18 protein-coding genes are annotated in these 19,019 nt (G+C 47.1%); 15 read left to right on the forward strand and 3 right to left on the reverse strand.

Features of this window, described 5'->3' with window-relative positions:
* Positions 1 to 75: 75 nt before the first annotated feature.
* Positions 76 to 663, reverse strand: coding sequence for an aminoacyl-tRNA hydrolase (gene pth, locus KFE26_RS00565; RefSeq protein ID WP_028761467.1), 588 nt, complete (start codon positions 661 to 663; stop codon positions 76 to 78).
* A gap of 152 nt (positions 664 to 815) precedes the next feature.
* A complete protein-coding gene (locus KFE26_RS00570) occupies positions 816 to 2,078 on the reverse strand; it encodes an FAD-dependent monooxygenase (RefSeq protein ID WP_212599333.1) in 1,263 nt (420 codons plus the stop codon).
* 377 nt (positions 2,079 to 2,455) lie between these two features.
* Between KFE26_RS00570 and miaB the strand changes: the two genes are divergently transcribed.
* The 7 genes from miaB (at position 2,456) to KFE26_RS00605 (ending at position 9,454) form a co-directional block, all read left to right on the forward strand.
* Positions 2,456 to 3,880 (forward strand): tRNA (N6-isopentenyl adenosine(37)-C2)-methylthiotransferase MiaB, encoded by a 1,425-nt coding sequence (miaB, locus tag KFE26_RS00575; protein ID WP_006082739.1) that lies wholly within the window; start codon positions 2,456 to 2,458, stop codon positions 3,878 to 3,880.
* A gap of 214 nt (positions 3,881 to 4,094) precedes the next feature.
* Complete coding sequence (locus KFE26_RS00580) at positions 4,095 to 5,144, forward strand: PhoH family protein (RefSeq protein ID WP_028761469.1); 1,050 nt, start codon at positions 4,095 to 4,097, stop codon at positions 5,142 to 5,144.
* A complete protein-coding gene (gene ybeY / locus KFE26_RS00585) occupies positions 5,134 to 5,595 on the forward strand; it encodes an rRNA maturation RNase YbeY (RefSeq protein ID WP_105251690.1) in 462 nt (153 codons plus the stop codon). Before KFE26_RS00580 ends, ybeY begins: the two co-directional genes overlap by 11 nt.
* Before the next feature lie 40 nt (positions 5,596 to 5,635).
* The gene (corC, locus tag KFE26_RS00590; RefSeq protein ID WP_006082742.1) at positions 5,636 to 6,511 is read left to right on the forward strand and encodes a CNNM family magnesium/cobalt transport protein CorC; all 876 of its coding nucleotides are present in this window, start codon (positions 5,636 to 5,638) and stop codon (positions 6,509 to 6,511) included.
* 6 nt (positions 6,512 to 6,517) lie between these two features.
* Complete coding sequence (gene lnt, locus KFE26_RS00595) at positions 6,518 to 8,092, forward strand: apolipoprotein N-acyltransferase (protein ID WP_212599334.1); 1,575 nt, start codon at positions 6,518 to 6,520, stop codon at positions 8,090 to 8,092.
* Between the two features lie 10 nt (positions 8,093 to 8,102).
* The gene (locus tag KFE26_RS00600) at positions 8,103 to 8,606 is read left to right on the forward strand and encodes a type II secretion system protein (protein WP_212599335.1); all 504 of its coding nucleotides are present in this window, start codon (positions 8,103 to 8,105) and stop codon (positions 8,604 to 8,606) included.
* A gap of 188 nt (positions 8,607 to 8,794) precedes the next feature.
* Complete coding sequence (locus tag KFE26_RS00605; RefSeq protein ID WP_212599336.1) at positions 8,795 to 9,454, forward strand: methyltransferase; 660 nt, start codon at positions 8,795 to 8,797, stop codon at positions 9,452 to 9,454.
* 105 nt (positions 9,455 to 9,559) lie between these two features.
* On the opposite strand, the gene KFE26_RS00610 is transcribed toward KFE26_RS00605, so the two are convergent.
* Positions 9,560 to 10,060, reverse strand: a complete 501-nt coding sequence (locus tag KFE26_RS00610; RefSeq protein ID WP_028761474.1) for a zinc ribbon-containing protein — start codon at positions 10,058 to 10,060, stop codon at positions 9,560 to 9,562.
* Positions 10,061 to 10,181: 121 nt separating this feature from the next.
* Between KFE26_RS00610 and leuS the strand changes: the two genes are divergently transcribed.
* The 8 genes from leuS to rodA all read left to right on the forward strand — a co-directional run bounded on the left by leuS (position 10,182) and on the right by rodA (position 19,008).
* Complete coding sequence (gene leuS / locus KFE26_RS00615) at positions 10,182 to 12,761, forward strand: leucine--tRNA ligase (protein WP_212599417.1); 2,580 nt, start codon at positions 10,182 to 10,184, stop codon at positions 12,759 to 12,761.
* Between the two features lie 100 nt (positions 12,762 to 12,861).
* On the forward strand, positions 12,862 to 13,356 hold the full coding sequence (gene lptE, locus KFE26_RS00620) for an LPS assembly lipoprotein LptE (protein ID WP_012089938.1): 495 nt from the start codon (positions 12,862 to 12,864) through the stop codon (positions 13,354 to 13,356).
* A 17-nt stretch (positions 13,357 to 13,373) separates the two neighbouring features.
* A complete protein-coding gene (holA, locus tag KFE26_RS00625) occupies positions 13,374 to 14,405 on the forward strand; it encodes a DNA polymerase III subunit delta (protein WP_212599337.1) in 1,032 nt (343 codons plus the stop codon).
* 24 nt (positions 14,406 to 14,429) lie between these two features.
* Positions 14,430 to 15,080 carry a nicotinate-nucleotide adenylyltransferase gene (nadD, locus tag KFE26_RS00630; protein ID WP_212599338.1) on the forward strand — a complete coding sequence of 217 codons (651 nt, stop codon included), beginning with the start codon at positions 14,430 to 14,432 and terminating at the stop codon, positions 15,078 to 15,080.
* Between the two features lie 107 nt (positions 15,081 to 15,187).
* Positions 15,188 to 15,517 carry a ribosome silencing factor gene (gene rsfS / locus KFE26_RS00635; RefSeq protein ID WP_006082751.1) on the forward strand — a complete coding sequence of 110 codons (330 nt, stop codon included), beginning with the start codon at positions 15,188 to 15,190 and terminating at the stop codon, positions 15,515 to 15,517.
* Positions 15,517 to 15,987: a 23S rRNA (pseudouridine(1915)-N(3))-methyltransferase RlmH gene (gene rlmH, locus KFE26_RS00640; RefSeq protein ID WP_006082752.1), complete on the forward strand. Its 471-nt coding sequence runs from the start codon at positions 15,517 to 15,519 to the stop codon at positions 15,985 to 15,987. Before rsfS ends, rlmH begins: the two co-directional genes overlap by 1 nt.
* Before the next feature lie 61 nt (positions 15,988 to 16,048).
* Positions 16,049 to 17,905, forward strand: coding sequence for a penicillin-binding protein 2 (mrdA, locus tag KFE26_RS00645; protein WP_168822786.1), 1,857 nt, complete (start codon positions 16,049 to 16,051; stop codon positions 17,903 to 17,905).
* Entirely contained in the window at positions 17,902 to 19,008 is a 1,107-nt protein-coding gene (gene rodA / locus KFE26_RS00650) for a rod shape-determining protein RodA (protein ID WP_028761480.1), read from the forward strand. Before mrdA ends, rodA begins: the two co-directional genes overlap by 4 nt.
* Positions 19,009 to 19,019 lie beyond the last annotated feature (11 nt).

Here is a 19,019-nt window from a genome sequence, read left to right on the forward strand (position 1 = left end):
GCCCTATGGCAGCACATTACTGAATAATTAAATCACTTGAATCACTTAACACTTAAGTCTCGCCAAAGGCAAAACCTACTCCGCTTTAAAGGAGTGTAATCTGTTCATGGCTTTCACCATGTCTTGTTTAAACAAAATTTCGGTAGAACGCACGGCTTCATCTATCGCCGCCTCGATAAGTTCTTGCTCTTTAGCAGGTGCTTTTCCCAGTACGTAACCACTCACTTGATTTTTATCACCGGGATGACCGATACCTAAGCGTAAACGGTAGAAGTTTTTATCGTTAGCCAGTTTAGCAATAATATCTTTCAGACCATTGTGGCCGCCATGACCGCCACCGAGCTTAAACTTAGCCACACCGGGCGGCAGATCGAGTTCATCGTGAGCGACCAGAATCTCTTCCGGCGTGATACGAAAAAAATTCGCCAAAGCGCCAACCGCTTTACCGCTTAAATTCATATAAGTCGTCGGGATCAATAAGCGGACATCTTTACCGTGCAATACGGCTCTAGCAGTCAAGCCAAAATACTTACTGTCGGCCACTAAAGTCACGCCGCAAATTCGAGCCAACTCTAATACGTACCAAGCCCCCGCATTATGGCGAGTGTGTGCATATTCAGCACCTGGATTAGCCAGACCAACTATTAATTTTATTTCGCTCATGACACTCAATATCGTTATTTCGTCGATGACAGCCGCGCAAAGTGCCGACTGAACTGACCATACCAGCTAAAAACGCGGCATTTTAGCACTCAAACCCCAAGTCAACAAATGCCACGTCATCGCACAGGAGCAGAACACAGAACAACTCAGCGTTAATTAAGTCCCATAGCATATTTAAGGACAGTCTTTTTGAGCGGGGAATTGATGTTTGCCAACTTTAACGCGCCATTACGTAGCAGCTTTAGCGGCAGAATATCGTTGCTAAAACCGGCGTAAAACAAATCCATCGCAGTCATCATCAATTGATTATCGCGATAACGTTTGCGCTGATATTGGGCAAGCACCTCATTCGACCACCAGATATTATCTTGGGCTAATGCATCCTTGATGACCGCCAAAAACGCTTCGACATCCTTAAAGCCAAGATTCACCCCTTGGCCTGCGAGGGGATTAATGGTGTGAGCGGCATCGCCTAAAATCACCACATTATGACTATAGTAGCGCTGGGCATGGCGACGAGTGAGGCCAAAACTGCCTTTATTCTCAACGGTGAAATCGGCATCTAAGCGCGCAGGGAAATGCAAACGTATCTGCTCGGCCAACTGTTTATGATTAAGCTGCATTAACTGCTTAATTCGGTTGGCATCGTCGTACCACACCAGCGAAGCGTTATTGCCAGGTAAAGGTAATAAGGAACGTGGCCCTTTGGGCGTAAACTGCTGCCAAGTGACATCTTGCTGGCCCTGTGCGGTGCTGATATTGATCAGCATCGCCGATTGAGCGTAATCCCAACCCGAAATGCCAATTCCCGCCCATTGGCGTACCTGCGAGTGAGCACCATCGGCGCCAACCAACAACTTAGCGGTCAGTTTACTACTTGACTGTAAGTGCACGCTCACACCGTCGCTATCGCGGGCAAATGCCACCATTTTATCGGGACAATATAAGGTGATGCCAGCTAATTGTGTCATCTGTTGCCACAGGGCAAGTTGGATTAAACGGTTTTCGACTATATGACCTAAATGGCTGGCACCAATTTGCGAACAGTGGAATTGGGTGATGCAGCCATCGAGCTCCCAAGTTTCTAAGCCCAAATAAGGCACATTACGCATCTTGAGCAATGAGTCCAAGGCGCCAAGACGTTCAAGCAGCGTTTCAGAAGCCACACTGATGGCCGAGACTCGCACATCTAATGGCTGTTCGGCTTGATAAGCCTCTGGCGCAAAAGATTCAATCACCGCCACTTGCAAACCCTGTTGGGCTAATCCAATTGCCGTCGCCGCACCAACCATGCCGCCGCCGACAAGAATGACATCGAATCGAGTGCCTTCAGCATGAGTGACGTCAGCATGAGTCACATTAAAATCTGTGGTGTCGGATATCATCTGTGCATGTGTCTCTTCAATCTGGCTCATCCTACTTACCACCTTAGTTACGACCTTAGTTACCACCTTTAAGCCCTTCTGTATTTCTGCCCAAGCGACTTTTCACAAACCCGCTCGATTATGCCTTATATCAAGATACCACGGAAATGTTGAGCGCATTTCGATTCGAAATCCGTGAAGACATAGGCATTCAAGCCCGAATAGTTTGCTGGAAATAACGAAAGCTCAGCCTGTTAACAATATTAATCTTGCCCAAATGCAGCCTAACAATAAAAACCTAGCATTTGTGAGGGTATCGCCCTTGGCAAAAGCCAACAGCTAAAAGTGTGGACAAAGCTGGTCAGCAGCCGTAACAGCAGGTAAAATGTCGCGCTATTTTTATTGGTCATCTTAGGGCGACACAACTGATGAGTAAGAAACTCCATATCAAGACTTGGGGCTGTCAAATGAATGAGTATGACTCATCCAAGATGGCTGATCTGTTAGGCGAATACCAAGGTTATACCTTGACTGAAGAAGCGTCTGAGGCAGATATTCTCCTGCTCAACACTTGTTCTATCCGCGAAAAAGCGCAAGAAAAAGTGTTCCATCAGCTAGGACGCTGGAAGACGCTTAAAGATAAAAATCCTAATTTGATTATTGGCGTGGGCGGCTGCGTTGCCTCACAAGAAGGCAAAGCCATTAAAGACAGAGCCCAATGTGTCGACATTATTTTCGGACCACAAACCTTGCACCGTCTGCCCGAGATGATCGAGCAAGTGCGCCGTGGCGACAAAGCGGTTATCGATATCAGCTTCCCTGAAATCGAAAAATTCGACCGTCTGCCAGAGCCACGCGCCGAAGGCCCAACCGCGTTTGTGTCTATCATGGAAGGTTGCAGCAAATACTGCTCGTTCTGTGTTGTGCCTTATACTCGCGGCGAAGAAGTCAGCCGCCCATCGGACGATATTATCCTTGAAATCGCCCAATTGGCGGAGCAAGGTGTGCGCGAAGTAAACTTGCTCGGCCAAAACGTGAATGCCTATCGCGGCGCAACTCACGATGGCGCAATTTGTACTTTTGCGGAATTACTGCGTTTCGTGGCAGCCATCGACGGTATCGACCGTATCCGCTTCACGACCAGTCATCCGATTGAATTTACACAAGATATCATCGACGTTTACGAAGATACCCCTGAGCTTGTAAGCTTCTTGCACTTGCCAGTGCAATCGGGTTCTGACCGTATTCTCACGGCGATGAAACGCGGCCATATGGCGATTGAATATAAGTCAATCATCCGCCGCCTGCGTAAAGCCCGTGAAGGCATTCAAATCAGCTCAGACTTTATCATTGGCTTCCCAGGCGAAACCAAAGAAGACTTTGCCGATACCATGAAGTTGATTGAAGACATAGGTTTCGACCACAGCTTCAGCTTTATCTATAGCGCACGTCCGGGCACGCCAGCGGCGGATTTACCCGATAACGTCGATATGGAAGAGAAAAAACAACGTCTGGCGATTCTGCAAGACCGCATCACCCAGCAAGCCATGCGCTACAGCCGCCACATGATGGGCACAGTGCAACGTATTCTGGTTGAAGGACCATCGGTGAAAAATCCTATGGAACTGCGCGGCCGTACTGAGAACAACCGAGTGGTGAACTTCGAAGGTCAACCAAAACACATTGGTACTTTCGTGGATGTCGAAATCGTCGACGTTTACACTAACTCACTGCGCGGTGTCTTTATCCGCGGCGAAGATGAAATGGATCTACGTCGTAGCCTGCGCCCTGCTGAAATTCTGGCCAAGCGCAAGCAAGATGATGAACTGGGTGTGACTCAATTTAAGCCATAAGCGTTTAATCGGCTTAAACAGTACCGATATCGGTACCTATATAAAGAAGGGCGACTTAGTCGCCCTTTTGCTTTAACGCACTTTTGTTTAAGTCTACCGAGGCAATTGCTATTTTCCGTTAGCAATTATCGGCTATGGCTCGTAAACTAAAATTATCTTGCGATGGTTAACCAACCTCGTACCTTGCTTTCTTATTCGCTATTGGGAGTGCTATTTGTCCAGTAAATTAACTACCATGAATCTGTATCTCGAACCCGCAGAAACACGCCGTTTGGCTTCACTGTGCGGTCCATTCGATGACAATATCAAGCAGATAGAACGTCGCGTTGGCGTTGAAATCGTCCGTAAGAACAATCATTTCCAGATCACCGGACTGCCACGCAATTGTTTAAGCGCCAACAACTTACTAAAAGAACTCTACATCGAGACCCAAACGGTTAAAGGCAGCACGCCCGATCTTGAGCCTGAGCAAGTCCATATCGCTATTCAAGCGGCCATTGCCCTAGAGCAAGCAGACGCTAACGACGACAGCGGTATTAATATCAAAACCCGCCGCGGTGTCATTAAGCCACGCAATCCGAATCAAAGCTTGTATGTGGCCAATATTACGCGTCACGATATTACCTTCGGTATCGGTCCAGCTGGAACAGGCAAAACCTACCTTGCCGTAGCAGCGGCAGTAGATGCGTTAGAGCGCCAAGAAGTGCGCCGCATTCTGCTGACTCGCCCTGCAGTGGAAGCGGGTGAAAAACTCGGTTTCTTACCCGGTGACTTAAGTCAAAAGGTCGACCCCTATCTACGCCCCCTCTACGATGCGTTATTCGAAATGCTTGGCTTTGAAAAAGTGGAACGCTTAATCGAGAAAAACGTGATTGAAGTGGCGCCGCTTGCCTATATGCGCGGTCGTACCTTGAACGATGCCTTTATTATTCTCGATGAAAGCCAAAACACCACAATCGAGCAGATGAAGATGTTCCTTACCCGTATCGGTTTCAATTCCCGTGCGGTGATCACAGGCGACATCACTCAAACCGACTTACCTAAACATCAAAAGTCAGGACTACGTCACGCGATTGAAGTGTTAAGCCAAGTCGAAGAAATCAGCTTTAACTTTTTTGTCTCCCAAGATGTAGTGCGCCATCCTGTGGTTGCCCGTATCGTTGAAGCCTATGAAGCCTTCGAGTTAAAAGAGCAAACCTTAAAAGCCAAAAAAGAAAGCCAGTACCAAAAGCAACAGCAGGAAGCCGCAACACATGAGTCTTGAGTTAGCCTTAGATATTCAACATGCCAGCACCAGTGAGTGGCTACCAACGGACGAACAATTCGCCCTTTGGGTCACTACCGCAATTGGCAATAGCATGGATGAAGCTGAATTAACCATACGTATCGTCGATAGCCGCGAGAGCCAAATGCTCAACAATACCTATCGCGGTAAAGACAAACCGACCAATGTACTGTCATTTCCCTTTGAAGCACCACCAGAAATTGAACTTCCTTTACTCGGAGATCTTGTCATTTGCGCGGCAGTCGTTGAAAATGAAGCCCGTGAACAACAAAAACCACTAGAAGCGCACTGGGCACACATGGTTGTACATGGTTGCTTGCATCTGCTAGGGTATGATCACATCGACGATGAAGAAGCCGAAGAGATGGAGTCATTAGAGACTCAACTCATTGAAAGCTTAGGTTTTACTGACCCATATAAGGAACAATAATTAGCTAAGATAATCCCTATCAAAAGCTAATGAGAAAACTATGAGTGACGATATCCCCCCTAGTACGAACGCCCACAAGAAAGGTTGGTTTGATAGAGTAAGTCAGCTATTTCAGGGCGAACCTCAAAATCGCGAAGATCTAGTCGATGTGATTGATGGTGCCGAGCAGCGCGATTTGATCACCCAAGATACCCGCGAGATGATAAAAGGTGTATTAGACGTTTCTGATATGCGTGTTCGGGATATCATGATCCCAAGAGCTCAAATTGTCGCCCTCCAGATAGACAATTCGGTCGAAGAGTTACTTGCGACTGTGATTGGTTCAGGTCACTCACGCTTCCCCGTCGTTAACGAAGATAAAGACCATATCGAAGGCATATTGCTTGCCAAAGATTTGATCCCTTACGGTTTCTCCAACAGTGATGAGCCCTTCTCACTGGATCGCGTGATCCGTCCCGCCGTGGTTGTGCCCGAAAGCAAACGCGTCGATGTTCTGCTAAAAGAATTCCGCTCTCAACGCTACCATATGGCGATTGTGGTTGACGAGTACGGCGGCGTATCGGGACTCGTGACTATCGAAGATATTCTTGAAGAAATTGTCGGCGAGATTGAAGACGAATTCGACCACGATAGCACTGAAGAAACCGAGATCCGCAAAGTCGGTAACACGGTTTATATGGTTAAAGCTTTGACGCCAATCGAAGATTTCAACGAAGAATTCAACACTGAATTCAGCGATGAAGAGTTTGATACCGTCGGTGGCTTAGTCTCACACGCCTTTGGCCATCTGCCAGAACGCAACGAGAGCATCATCATTGAAGGCATAGAATTTAAAGTCATCAATGCTGACACTAGGCGTTTAATCCAACTCAGAGTTAAACTCCCCGATCCTAATACTGGCGAAGACGTAGAATAATCACTCGTGCTAAAAAAAATCCGGGCTTTTGCCCAACAACAGTCCCAACCTAGTGCTGTGAGACTCGTACTGGCATTTGCCCTTGGCGCCAGTACGGCGCTTTCATTTGCGCCTTATTCCATTTGGATAATCTATCCGTTTGCCATGGCTATTGCCCTCTGGCACAGCCGAACGCTGAGCGCTAAGGCAAGCTTTTACTATTGGTTAAGCTTTGGATTTGGCTGTTTTTCCGTAGGGATCAGCTGGGTTCACGTGAGCATGGATACCTTTGGTGGTATGCCGCTCATTGCCTCCGTTGGGTTAATGGCCTTGTTAGCCTTGTATTTAGCCTTGTATCCCGCGCTAACTGGTTTAGCGCTGGTTTGGTTAACTAAAACGCTGAGCCATGATGGTAAAACTCGATTTGGTCTTTGGCGTAATCTCGCCCTATTCCCCGCGTTATGGACCTTGACCGAATGGGCTCGTGGCTGGGTAATGACAGGCTTCCCTTGGTTATGGGCGGGTTACTCGCAAACTCAAGGGCCGTTAAAACCCCTTGCCAGTATCATAGGCACACTGGGAATAAGTTTTGTATTGGCCATGCTCGCTGGTGCATTAGCACTTTGTTTTACTAAGCGTTATAAGAGTTTACTGCTTTTACTGCCGCTCAGTATCCTGGCCGTTTGGGCTGCGCCTAAACTTTGGGACATTCATCCTACGGGTGAAAATGTTAAAGTGGCACTGGTGCAAGGCAATATTCCCCAAAGCATGAAGTGGGAACCCGATGCCCTGTGGCCGACGCTGTTAAAATACATGGATTTATCCCGCGAACATCTGGATGCCGATATCATTATTTGGCCAGAAGCAGCAATTCCAGCGCCAGAATCTATGGTGCAGGACTTTTTAGATAACGCCAATAAAGTCGCCAATCTAAACCATACCTCAATTATCACTGGCATTATTAGCCATCAAAACAATGAGTTCTATAATTCATTGATTGTGCTTGGTAATCATAATCAGAAACAACAAGCAGGCCCTGACTATGAGGGCGATGGTAGTAATCAATTTAAGAAACACCATCTGTTGCCAATTGGCGAGTTTGTCCCCTTTGAAGCGCTGCTGCGCCCGATAGCACCTTTCTTTAATTTGCCCATGTCGTCCTTTACACGAGGCGAATATCAACAGCCGAACCTCAGCGCCCTAGGCCATAAAATCGCGCCCGCGATTTGTTATGAAATAGCCTTTCCGGAACAGTTGCGCGACAACGTTAATCAAGGGACAGATATACTATTAACTGTCTCTAACGATGCATGGTTTGGTAGCTCAAATGGGCCATTACAGCATATGGAAATCGCTCAAATGCGCGCGGTTGAATTGGGTCGGCCTCTATTACGCGCAACCAACAATGGCGTGACAGCCATAGTCGATGAGCGTGGCAATATCACAGCGTCATTGCCACAGTTTGAAATAGGCGTGCTAAGTGCAACCATTCCATTAGTCACAGGACAAACTTGGTTTGCAAAATTAGGCCAAATGCCCCTACTGATACTCTGTGGTTTAATCGTTCTACTCGGTCTTGCCCGACGTTTTAAAGCGCAATAGGATTTAGGCCATGCATTACCAAGTCAATAAACAAGATGTGGCAGGTTTTACCTTAATTGAACTTGTCGTTGTGATTATTGTGCTTGGGATCTTGGCTGTGATCGCCGCGCCTAAATTTATCGGTTTAAGTAAAGAAGCGCGGGTACAAACCTTAAGCCAAGTACAGGCCAGCGTTAAAACAGCCAATATGCTAGCTTACTCAAAAACCCAAATGCCTAGCCTACTGAGCCAAGCGGTAGCTGGACGCGATGATATTATTGATATCGACCTCAATGGTGATGGCACTCCAGATACACGATTAAAATGGGGTTACCTCGATAATACCGATGTGGAAAAATGGATCACCTCAGATGATAAACTTATCATTCAATATCAAGGCATTGATATCACTTATATAGGCTACGATCCTAACAACAATTCCTTAGTGAATGATGACCAATGCTATTTCCGCTACACCCAAGCCAGCGATGCCAGCACTGCGCCGCAATATGATATCAACACCCAAGGTTGTTAGGCTGACACTCAGTTAACCTGTGTTATCACGCAATTGTCTGCGAATACATTAGGCTGATTACGCGTTCCACGTTAAGGTGAACGATTAGACGTGGCCTTATACCAATCACAGTGACTGTGTCTGCATAGCCAATATGATTGGTACCATTACCTCGTTCCTTAACCAAGGTACACAGTCAAGGCAACTCTATGGCACAGCTTCGCGTGCGCTACCAAACCCACGAATTTGGGGATCTCGACATTCATGTCAGAACCCTAAGAAATAACCAAGAATTTGAAGACATCGATGGCGAAGCTGAAAAGCTCGGTATTTCCTCCGCAACTTGGCCATTATTTGGCATAGTTTGGCCATCTAGCCAAGTGCTATCCCATCATATGGCCGATTATCAAATTGATAATAAACGCATTCTTGAAGTTGGCTGCGGTATAGGGCTGGCAAGTCTAGTGCTAAACCACAGACATGCCGACATCACAGCAACCGACTATCACCCCGAGTCGGAAAATTTCCTTAAGCAAAATGTCGATTTAAATCATGGTCGTGCGATTCCGTTTGTTCGAACAGGATGGGCAGATGCACAAACTAATTTAGGTTTATTTGACCTCATTATTGGCAGCGATCTCTTGTACGAACAAGAACATGCCGATCTCTTATCACAATTTATTGAGCAGCATGCTAAACCAATTTGTGATGTAGTCTTAGTCGATCCAGGCCGTGGTAATCATGCAAAATTCAGTAAACGTATGGTGACCTTAGGTTACGAACACACGCAACATAGACCCATTCACACTGAATTTTTATTAGCGCCCTTTGGCGGTCAAATCCTCAACTACTCTCGTACCAACAGTTGATACAGCCTAATTAATGCAGATATGAGCAATTTAGGTCTAGTCTAATAGAACTCAAAAAAAACGACGCTGAGGCGTCGTTTTAGCTGCATAACATCACCACCTTGATTAAGGCGTTAGCGGCTCGCGGGTAAATTCTTCATGATCACACTCTGGACAATCTGGGATGGGACTTGGAAATTCAATACTCATTTCATTGCCACAGTTAGTGCACACCATGATGCCCTGATTCACTATGTCACCACTCTTGTAGTAGCCCTGGTGCTTAAAATCTTGCGTTAACTCATGCCATTCTACTTGGCTGCGGTCGGTGATTTCACTGAGCCAATGCCAAAGCGTATTCTCTAAAGTAATCACGGTTGGGCTATGACTCAAACTATCCGCGTTCTGCTCACGGAGAAAACTCGTAATATCACGCTTTAAGAATTGTTCGACTAAAGCGAGTTCATCTTCCCCTGCCTGTTCTTTAAGACGTAAATACTCCTTACCTTGAGTGACAGAATTGAATAAGTTCTTTACAGTCATAGTGTTATCTTCTGCAAATTGAGATTTCACTTCGGTAATTAAGGCTTGATACAGTCCTAGTAACGCGTTACTTCTATCATTCATAACCAATACTCCTTCATACGAACCTTTTTAATGCATCGCTTCTAGTTTATTCTATGCAGATCTTACTCGCGCTGATATGGCGTTAGATCCAATAATAGGCGGCACTGCCGGAAATAGAGTGATGCAAGAGCAATATAATCCCTCAGAAATTGAAGCCTTAGTGCAAAAGCACTGGCATGACAACAAAACCTTCGAAGTCACTGAAGACGCAAACAAAGAAAAGTTTTATTGCCTTTCGATGTTTCCGTACCCTTCTGGCAGACTCCACATGGGACACGTACGCAACTATACCATAGGTGACGTAGTTGCACGCTTTCAACGTCTTCAAGGCAAAAACGTGCTCCAGCCTATCGGTTGGGACTCATTTGGTCTGCCCGCAGAAAATGCCGCGATTAACAACAAGACTGCGCCTGCGCCATGGACCTATGAAAACATAGAGTACATGAAGAACCAGCTGAAACTGCTGGGTTTTGGTTACGATTGGAGCCGTGAAATCGCCACTTGTACCCCAGAATATTATCGCTGGGAACAATGGTTCTTTACTAAGTTGTACGAGAAAGGCCTAGTCTATAAAAAGACAGCTTCAGTCAACTGGTGTCCAAACGATGAAACCGTACTGGCGAACGAGCAAGTTCAAGACGGTTGCTGCTGGCGCTGTGATACCCCTGTGGAACAAAAAGAAATTCCACAGTGGTTCATTAAGATCACTGCCTATGCAGAAGAATTATTAAACGATATCGATACCTTAGATGGTTGGCCTGAACAGGTCAAAACCATGCAACGTAACTGGATTGGTCGCAGCGAAGGCGTAGAAATGACCTTCGGCGTCGCAGGCCACGATAAAAGCTTCGATATCTATACCACGCGTCCTGATACCTTAATGGGCGTGACTTATGTGGCGATTGCTGCAGGTCATCCATTGGCTGAAATCGCCGCGCACACCAATCCTGAGCTTGCCGCCTTTATCGATGAGTGCAAAAACAGCACAACATCAGAAGCCGAACTCGCGACCATGGAAAAACGCGGTGTCGCTACAGGGCTTTTCGCCATTCATCCTATCACTGGCAAGCAAGTCCCGATTTGGGCAGCGAACTTTGTGTTGATGAACTATGGCACCGGCGCTGTGATGTCAGTTCCAGGCCACGATCAACGTGACTTCGAATTTGCGAAAAAATACGGTCTGGCGATTGAAGCTGTGATCAAGCCAGTTGATGGCGACGTTGATATCAGCGAAGCCGCTTATACCGAAAAAGGCGTACTGTTTAACTCGGGAGAGTTTGACGGTTTAGACTTTGAAGCGGGCTTTAATGCCATCGCTAACAAGTTAGTCGCCGAAGGTAAAGGCAATCGCCAAGTCAACTATCGCCTGCGCGATTGGGGTGTTTCACGTCAGCGTTACTGGGGCGCACCTATTCCTATGGTGACCTTAGCCGACGGCACTGTGATCCCAACGCCAGCAGATCAACTGCCAGTATTACTGCCAGAAGATGTGGTGATGGACGGTATTCAAAGCCCAATCAAGGCCGATAAAGAATGGGCGAAAACCCAAGTCAACGGTCAAGATGCGCTGCGCGAAACCGATACCTTCGATACCTTTATGGAATCGTCTTGGTATTACGCCCGTTACTGCAGCCCGCATGCAGACGAAATGTTAGATCCAGCTAAAGCCAACTACTGGCTACCCGTGGATCAATACATTGGCGGTATCGAACACGCGTGTATGCATTTGTTATATTTCCGCTTCTTCCACAAGTTACTGCGTGATGCAGGTCTGGTTAACTCTAACGAGCCAGCCAAACAATTGCTGACTCAAGGTATGGTGTTGGCCGATGCCTTCTACTACATCAATGAAAAAGGCGCCCGAGTGTGGGTTTCTCCTTTAGATGTAGCAACCACAGAAAAAGACGACAAGGGCCGCATTACTAAGGCTATCGATAAAGACGGCAACGAGCTGGTTTATACCGGCATGAGCAAGATGTCTAAGTCGAAAAACAACGGTATCGATCCTCAAGTCATGGTTGAAAAATACGGCGCCGATACCGTTCGCCTATTTATGATGTTCGCCTCACCACCAGAATTAACTCTGGAATGGCAAGAGTCTGGCGTTGAAGGCGCACACCGCTTCATTAAACGTCTGTGGAAACTTGCAAACGAGCATGTGAACCAAGATAACAGCGAAGCCTTAGATGTCAGCAAGTTAACTGCCGATCAAAAAGCGCTGCGCCGTGAAGTCCACAAGACGATCGCGAAAGTGACCGACGATATCGGCCGCCGTCAGATGTTCAACACTGCGGTTGCCGCCGTGATGGAACTGATGAACCATCTGCAAAAAGCGCCACAAACGACAGGCCAAGACAACGCCATTATCGGCGAAGCCTTATCCGCCATCGTACGTTTGCTGTACCCTATCATTCCACATGTGAGCTTTAACTTGTGGAACGAGCTAGGTAATGTGAGCAACATCGAAGATAGCCAATGGCCAGTCGTTGATGAAGCTGCGCTAGTTGAAGACAGTAAGCTCATCGTTGTGCAAGTTAACGGTAAAGTTCGCGCAAAAATCACAGTAGCCGCCGACGCTGATAAAGAATCAGTAGAAGCCTTAGGCATGAGTGATGAACACGTGATCAAATACCTAGACGGCCTGACAGTACGTAAAGTGATCTATGTGCCGGGCAAACTGCTCAGCATAGTGGCCAATTAACGGCTGCTAATAACTCGCTATACTCAAAGCCAATGAAGTTGCAGCATAGCTGCAACTTCAAGTCAGCAGGGTATACCACGAATAGGAAACCGCGAAATCTATGCTAATCAAACGCATATGCTTCGCAATCATGGCACTGGTCATAATGACCAGTGCTGGTTGCGGTTTTAAGCTTCAACGCAGTTATCAGATCCCTGATGCCCTCAATCATTTGAGTTTGAGCAGCGTGGATGAATACAGTGAACTCACCCGTCTGGTGCGTGAACGCCTGCGCTTGAACAATATCCAAGTTGTCGACGCCGCAGATAATGTTCCAGTATTAAGATTAATCACCGACTCCCTTGAACGCTCGACCTTATCTTTGTACCCCACAGGTAACGTCGCCGAGTATGAGCTGATTTATTTAGTCGAATTTGCTGTGGCACTGCCAGGTAAAGAAGCGCAGCCTTTCAAGGTTGAAATTCGCCGCGACTACTTAGACGATCCACGTACCGCATTGGCAAAGAGCCGTGAAATGGAATTGCTGACGAAGGAAATGCGCATCCAAGCTGCCGATCGTATTCTGCAAGCAATGGCCAGTACTGAGGTGAATTAATGTGGGGCTATCATTAAATGAGAGTCTATCCAGACCAACTCTCCCGCCACCTTAACCAGTTATTTCCTTGTTATCTGATTTTTGGGGATGATCCTTGGTTGATTGAAACCACCAAAGATCAGATCCGCCAATTCGCCAAGCGTCAGGGATTCGATGAAAAAGTCCAACTCATTCAAGAGACGGGCTTTAATTGGAACGATCTGACTCAGGAATGGCAGGCCATGAGTCTGTTTTCCAGTAAACGCTTGATTGAGCTAACCCTTCCCCAAGCTAAGCCCGGTGCCGAAGGCTCTAGCACACTGCAAGCCCTATTGCAGACGCCCAATCCCGATATGCTGTTGATTATCGAAGGGCCAAAGCTCGCCACAGAGCAAACCAACAGTAAATGGTTTAAGACCTTAGATGCCCATGGCATGTATCTGCCCTGCGCCACGCCAGAGGGCGAGCAGTTTATGCGCTGGCTCGATGGCCGCATCAAGCACTTTAAGCTCAATCTGCAGCATGATGCCCGTGCTATGCTGCATTCTCTGTATGAAGGGAATTTACTGGCTGCCGATCAAGCCATGCAGTTGCTGCAACTCCTGAGCCCAACAAAACCCGTCAGTGCTGACGAACTGGGCCACTATTTTGAAGATCAGTCGCGCTTCACCGTATTCCAACTCACGGATGCATTATTGAATAATAAACAGGATAGCGCGCAGCACATGCTAGCCCAGCTCAATGGCGAAGGCACTGCCTTACCTATCCTGCTGTGGGCCTTGTTTAAAGAACTCGGTTTGTTATTCAATTTGAAATGCGAGCAAGCCCAAGGCGTTGCGCTGAGTGCACTCTGGGGTAAACATCGAATTTGGGATAAACGTAAACCACTGTATCAAGCGGCGCTGCAACGACTCAGCCTTGAACAACTCGAACATATGCTCGCCCTTGCCTCGAAACTTGAGCTCAACTTAAAGCAACAGGGGAAAGAGGATTGGACTGGTCTGAGCCACCTGTGTCTGTTATTTGATCCTAGAGCCCATCGGCACCTGGCACATATAGCCATAGACTAATCATTGATTAACCAAAGAGTTGATATGCGTATTGGTATTTTAGGCGGCACCTTTGACCCGATACACTATGGTCATATCCGTCCCGTGATTGAAGTGAAGCAAGCATTAGCCTTGGATAAAATCCTGCTGATGCCGAACCATATTCCGCCCCATAAACAGCAGCCGAACTTAACCACAACACAGCGCCTCAAAATGGTAGCCGATGTCTGTCAGCAACTCGACGGATTTGCACTGTGCGACATCGAAGCTAAACGCGACACGCCTTCCTACACAGTTGTGACGCTTGAGCAACTGAAAGCCTTACATCCGGAAGACGAGCTGTTTTTTATCATGGGGATGGACTCTTTCCTCCAATTAAAAAGCTGGTATGAGTGGCAACGCCTATTCGACTTTGCCCATCTCGTTGTCTGCCAGCGCCCGGGTTGGCAGCTCGATGCAGAACATCCTATGCAGCAGATATTGACGGCCCGCAGTCAAGCGCCACAAGGGACAGACGAAGGTCGTACTAGCTGTGTCCATAAAAACTGTGGGCAGATTTTCCCTGTAGCGATTACACCACAGGATATTTCCTCGACGCTCATTCGTGAACAACTGGCAAAAGGCGAAATTCCCGCCGATTTACTCATGCCAGTCACGCTAGATTACATCAAAAATCAACGACTTTACTTACCTTAGCTCGAACCGTAAGCAGATATCGCCAACTCAACTGCCAATGACAATGTATTCCCAGCAGCAACACTGGTATACTACCGCGCTATTTAAAATTAATGAGGTACGCCAGCGTGCAGAGCGCGGAATTAAAACAGTTTGTTGTCGACAAGATCGACGACTTGAAAGCCAGAGACGTTGTTGTTCTGGATGTCAGCAAGCAATCTAACATCACTGACTACATGGTCATATGTTCAGGTACATCAAAGACTCACGTTAAAGCTATCGCCGAAAACCTTGTGGTTGAAGCGAAAAAAGCCGGTATTCCACCTTTAGGTGTTGAAGGCCGCGAAAGCAGCGAATGGGTTCTTGTGGACATGGGCGATGTGATCCTGCACGTTATGCAAGATCAAACCCGTGATTTCTACCAGCTTGAAAAGCTCTGGTCAGAAAAGCAAGACTGATGAAGTTACAGCTCATCGCAGTAGGAACACGGATGCCCGATTGGGTTACCCGTGGTTTCGAAGAATACCAGCGCCGTTTTCCCCGTGATATGGCGCTGGAGCTTATCGAAATACCCGCTGGAAAGCGGGGGAAAAATGCCGACATTGTCCGGATACTTCAAAAAGAAGGCGAACAAATGTTGGCGGCCATTCCCAAAGGCAATCATATTGTTAGCTTAGATCTCCCCGGCAAAAACTGGACGACCCCCGAGCTAGCAACCGCACTGACTAAATGGCAACTCGATGGTCGCGACGTCAGTTTACTGATTGGTGGACCTGAAGGATTAGCGCCAGCTTGCAAAGAAGCGGCAAACCAAAGTTGGTGTCTTTCGGCATTAACCTTACCTCACCCACTCGTACGGGTGGTGGTTGCCGAAAGTTTGTACCGCGCGTGGAGCGTGAACACGAATCACCCCTACCATAGAGAATAGCGGGATCTTGATGTTAACGAGTGTCAACCACCCGTCATGGGATCAGCCGGAGATAGCATAAGTGTCGCCAAAAAAGCGGATAACAATGCATGATCACGCCGCCGAGGCGTCTCTTTTTAAGCGCAGGGCGCTTTTCACTTTTTTTTGCGTTTTCGCTCTATTTAGCGTATTAGTCACCAACCTTTATCATTTACAGGTTGAATCCTATAAAGATTATGCAACTCGCTCAAATGATAATCGCATCCGTGTTGTTCCAATTGCCCCTAGTCGTGGTCTCATTTACGATCGCAACGGTATACTTTTAGCTGAAAATTTACCCTTTTATTCCCTCGATCTCGTGCCCGAAAAAATCAGTAACATGTCAGAGACCTTAGATGAACTCGGCAAGTTAATTGAGATCAGTGATGATGAGCGCGAAACCTTTACTGACGCCCTGAAATTTCATCGCCGTTTCAAACCGCTAACACTGAAAAACCAGCTCACCGAAGAACAAGTGGCCATTTTCAGTGTTAACCAACACAGATTTCCGGGTATTTCGGTCGAAGCGGGTCTTAAACGTAACTATCCCTACGGCGCGCAAATCACCCATGTGCTGGGCTATGTAGGCAAAATTAACACCCGAGATCGCGCCCAACTTGAACGCAGCGATCTGTGGAAAAACTATGCGGCGACCAAAGACATTGGTAAGCAAGGCATTGAAAAATTTTATGAATCTTTGCTGCATGGCAAACCCGGACACTTAGAAGAAGAAGTGAACAACCGCGGCCGCGCCATTCGCACCTTAAAAATTGTTCCGCCAGAGCCGGGGCAAGATATTTACCTCACCTTAGATCTCAAGCTGCAACAAAAAGCGGTGGAACTACTCACAGGTCTGCGTGGTTCTATTGTTGCCATCGATCCCCGTGACGGTGGAGTATTAGCTATGGTATCGAGCCCAAGCTATGATCCAAACCAGTTTGTACAAGGCATTAATAGTAAAGATTACAGTGCGTTACTCAATGATAAATCACGCCCTTTGATCAATCGCGCGACTCAAGGTCAATATGCACCTGCGTCTACCATCAAGCCTCACCTCGCACTGTTAGGCCTTGATGAGAAAGCCATTAGCGAGAGTACCCGAGTGTGGGATCCCGGTTTTTGGCAAATTCCTGGTGTTGAACGTAAATACCGCGACTGGAAACGCTGGGGACATGGCTGGGTCAACGTTTATAGCGCGATTGTAGAATCCTGCGATACCTTTTTCTATGAGTTAGCCTATAAGGTCGGTGTCGATCATATCGCCCGCTTTATGGAACAATTTGGCTTTGGCCAAAATACAGGGATTGATATCTTTGAAGAATCGGCTGGCAACATGCCATCCAAGGAATGGAAACGCTTAAAGTACAATCAAGCTTGGTATATAGGCGACACCATTTCCGTCGGTATTGGACAAGGTTATTGGACGGCAACGCCATTACAACTCGCTAATGCCGTTGGGATTATGGCCAACAAAGGCCGCCGTCTCCCGCCACATCTGCTGAGATCAATTAAAGACAATACTGCCAAAATTGACTCACCGATTAATGAGTTACCACCAATTGAACTTAAAAATCCCCGTAACTGGAATATCATCAACGAAGCTATGCGCCAAACCGCAAATAAGTCACGCTTTACCGATGCCACTTACACTGCCGCAATGAAAACCGGTACTGCACAGGTCATCGGCGTGGCGGAAAATACTAAATACGATGCCAGTAAAATTGCCGAACATTTCCGCGATAATGCCTTAGTTGTGGCCTATGCACCCTTCGAGGATCCTAAAATTGTCCTCGCCGTCGTGATGGAAAACGCAGGTTGGGGCGGCGCAAATGCTGGCCCAGTCGCTCGAGCTATGCTCGATGAATATATGCTTAGAGATACTTGGAAACCCATACCATGAGTACCCATAGCCAATATCAAAACATCTGGCAACGCTTGCACATAGACTTGCCTTTATTGCTCGGACTATTAGCTGTGATGGGCTTTGGCCTGTTTGTCATCTATTCTGCCAGCGGTGCAGATTTAGAGATGATGGAACGACAACTATTCCGTATGGTGTTGTCGCTAGGCATCATGTTTACCATGGCACAAATCAATCCTGAAGCGCTTAAACGTTGGGCATTACCCATTTATCTTGCGGGGGTTGTCTTGCTGCTTGGGGTACACTTTTTCGGTGAAATCAATAAAGGCGCGCAGCGCTGGTTGAACTTAGGCTTTATGGAGTTCCAACCCTCAGAGCTTATTAAACTCGCCTTCCCCATCACAATGGCTTGGTATATCAGTAAGTTCCCTCTTCCCCCCAAGAAACGTTACCTCGCTGGCGCAGGAGTGATTTTACTCGTACCAACCCTATTGATCGCTAAACAACCCGACTTAGGCACCTCAATTTTGGTGGCCGCATCGGGGATTTTTGTGCTGTTTTTATCGGGTATGAGCTGGATCATTGTTGGCAGTTTTATCGCGGCAGTACTCGCCTTCCTGCCTATCCTTTGGTATTTCTTGATGCACGATTACCAAAGAACGCGGGTATTAACCCTGCTCGATCCTGAACAAGATCCCCTCGGCGCGGGTTATCACATTATCCAGTCGAAAATCGCCATCGGCTCAGGTGGACTTTGGGGCAAAGGTTGGCTCGAAGGCACTCAATCACAGCTTGAATTTATCCCTGAACGTCATACCGATTTTATCTTTGCGGTGATCGGTGAAGAATTTGGTTTAATTGGCAGTATCTTACTGTTAATTATGTACCTTTACATCATAGGCCGTGGCTTAGTCATCGCCTCCCGCGCACAAACCAGTTTCGCTCGTCTACTGGCTGGCAGTATCACGCTGACGTTTTTCGTTTATGTTTTTGTGAATATTGGCATGGTTTCAGGTATCCTGCCCGTGGTAGGTGTACCACTGCCCCTTGTCAGTTATGGTGGAACCTCCATGCTGACATTGATGACAGGGTTTGGCATTCTTATGAGCATTCATACCCATAGACGTTTCGTAGATAGATAATTTTAGGGACT

It is taken from the genome of Shewanella sp. M16 (genome assembly GCF_018224605.1).
Taxonomy (GTDB): domain Bacteria; phylum Pseudomonadota; class Gammaproteobacteria; order Enterobacterales; family Shewanellaceae; genus Shewanella; species Shewanella oncorhynchi.

Bases quoted from the DNA above. Each gene is read 5' to 3' on its own strand.
- KFE26_RS00600 (WP_212599335.1), top strand. From the start codon at position 8,103: ATGCATTACCAAGTCAATAAACAAGATGTGGCAGGTTTTACCTTAATT.
- rodA (WP_028761480.1), top strand. From the start codon at position 17,902: ATGAGTACCCATAGCCAATATCAAAACATCTGGCAACGCTTGCACATA.
- lptE (WP_012089938.1), top strand. From the start codon at position 12,862: ATGCTAATCAAACGCATATGCTTCGCAATCATGGCACTGGTCATAATG.
- miaB (WP_006082739.1), top strand. From the start codon at position 2,456: ATGAGTAAGAAACTCCATATCAAGACTTGGGGCTGTCAAATGAATGAG.
- pth (WP_028761467.1), bottom strand. From the start codon at position 663: ATGAGCGAAATAAAATTAATAGTTGGTCTGGCTAATCCAGGTGCTGAA.
- leuS (WP_212599417.1), top strand. From the start codon at position 10,182: ATGCAAGAGCAATATAATCCCTCAGAAATTGAAGCCTTAGTGCAAAAG.
- KFE26_RS00605 (WP_212599336.1), top strand. From the start codon at position 8,795: ATGGCACAGCTTCGCGTGCGCTACCAAACCCACGAATTTGGGGATCTC.
- ybeY (WP_105251690.1), top strand. From the start codon at position 5,134: ATGAGTCTTGAGTTAGCCTTAGATATTCAACATGCCAGCACCAGTGAG.
- rlmH (WP_006082752.1), top strand. From the start codon at position 15,517: ATGAAGTTACAGCTCATCGCAGTAGGAACACGGATGCCCGATTGGGTT.
- KFE26_RS00610 (WP_028761474.1), bottom strand. From the start codon at position 10,060: ATGAATGATAGAAGTAACGCGTTACTAGGACTGTATCAAGCCTTAATT.
- KFE26_RS00570 (WP_212599333.1), bottom strand. From the start codon at position 2,078: ATGAGCCAGATTGAAGAGACACATGCACAGATGATATCCGACACCACA.
- holA (WP_212599337.1), top strand. From the start codon at position 13,374: ATGAGAGTCTATCCAGACCAACTCTCCCGCCACCTTAACCAGTTATTT.
- nadD (WP_212599338.1), top strand. From the start codon at position 14,430: ATGCGTATTGGTATTTTAGGCGGCACCTTTGACCCGATACACTATGGT.
- corC (WP_006082742.1), top strand. From the start codon at position 5,636: ATGAGTGACGATATCCCCCCTAGTACGAACGCCCACAAGAAAGGTTGG.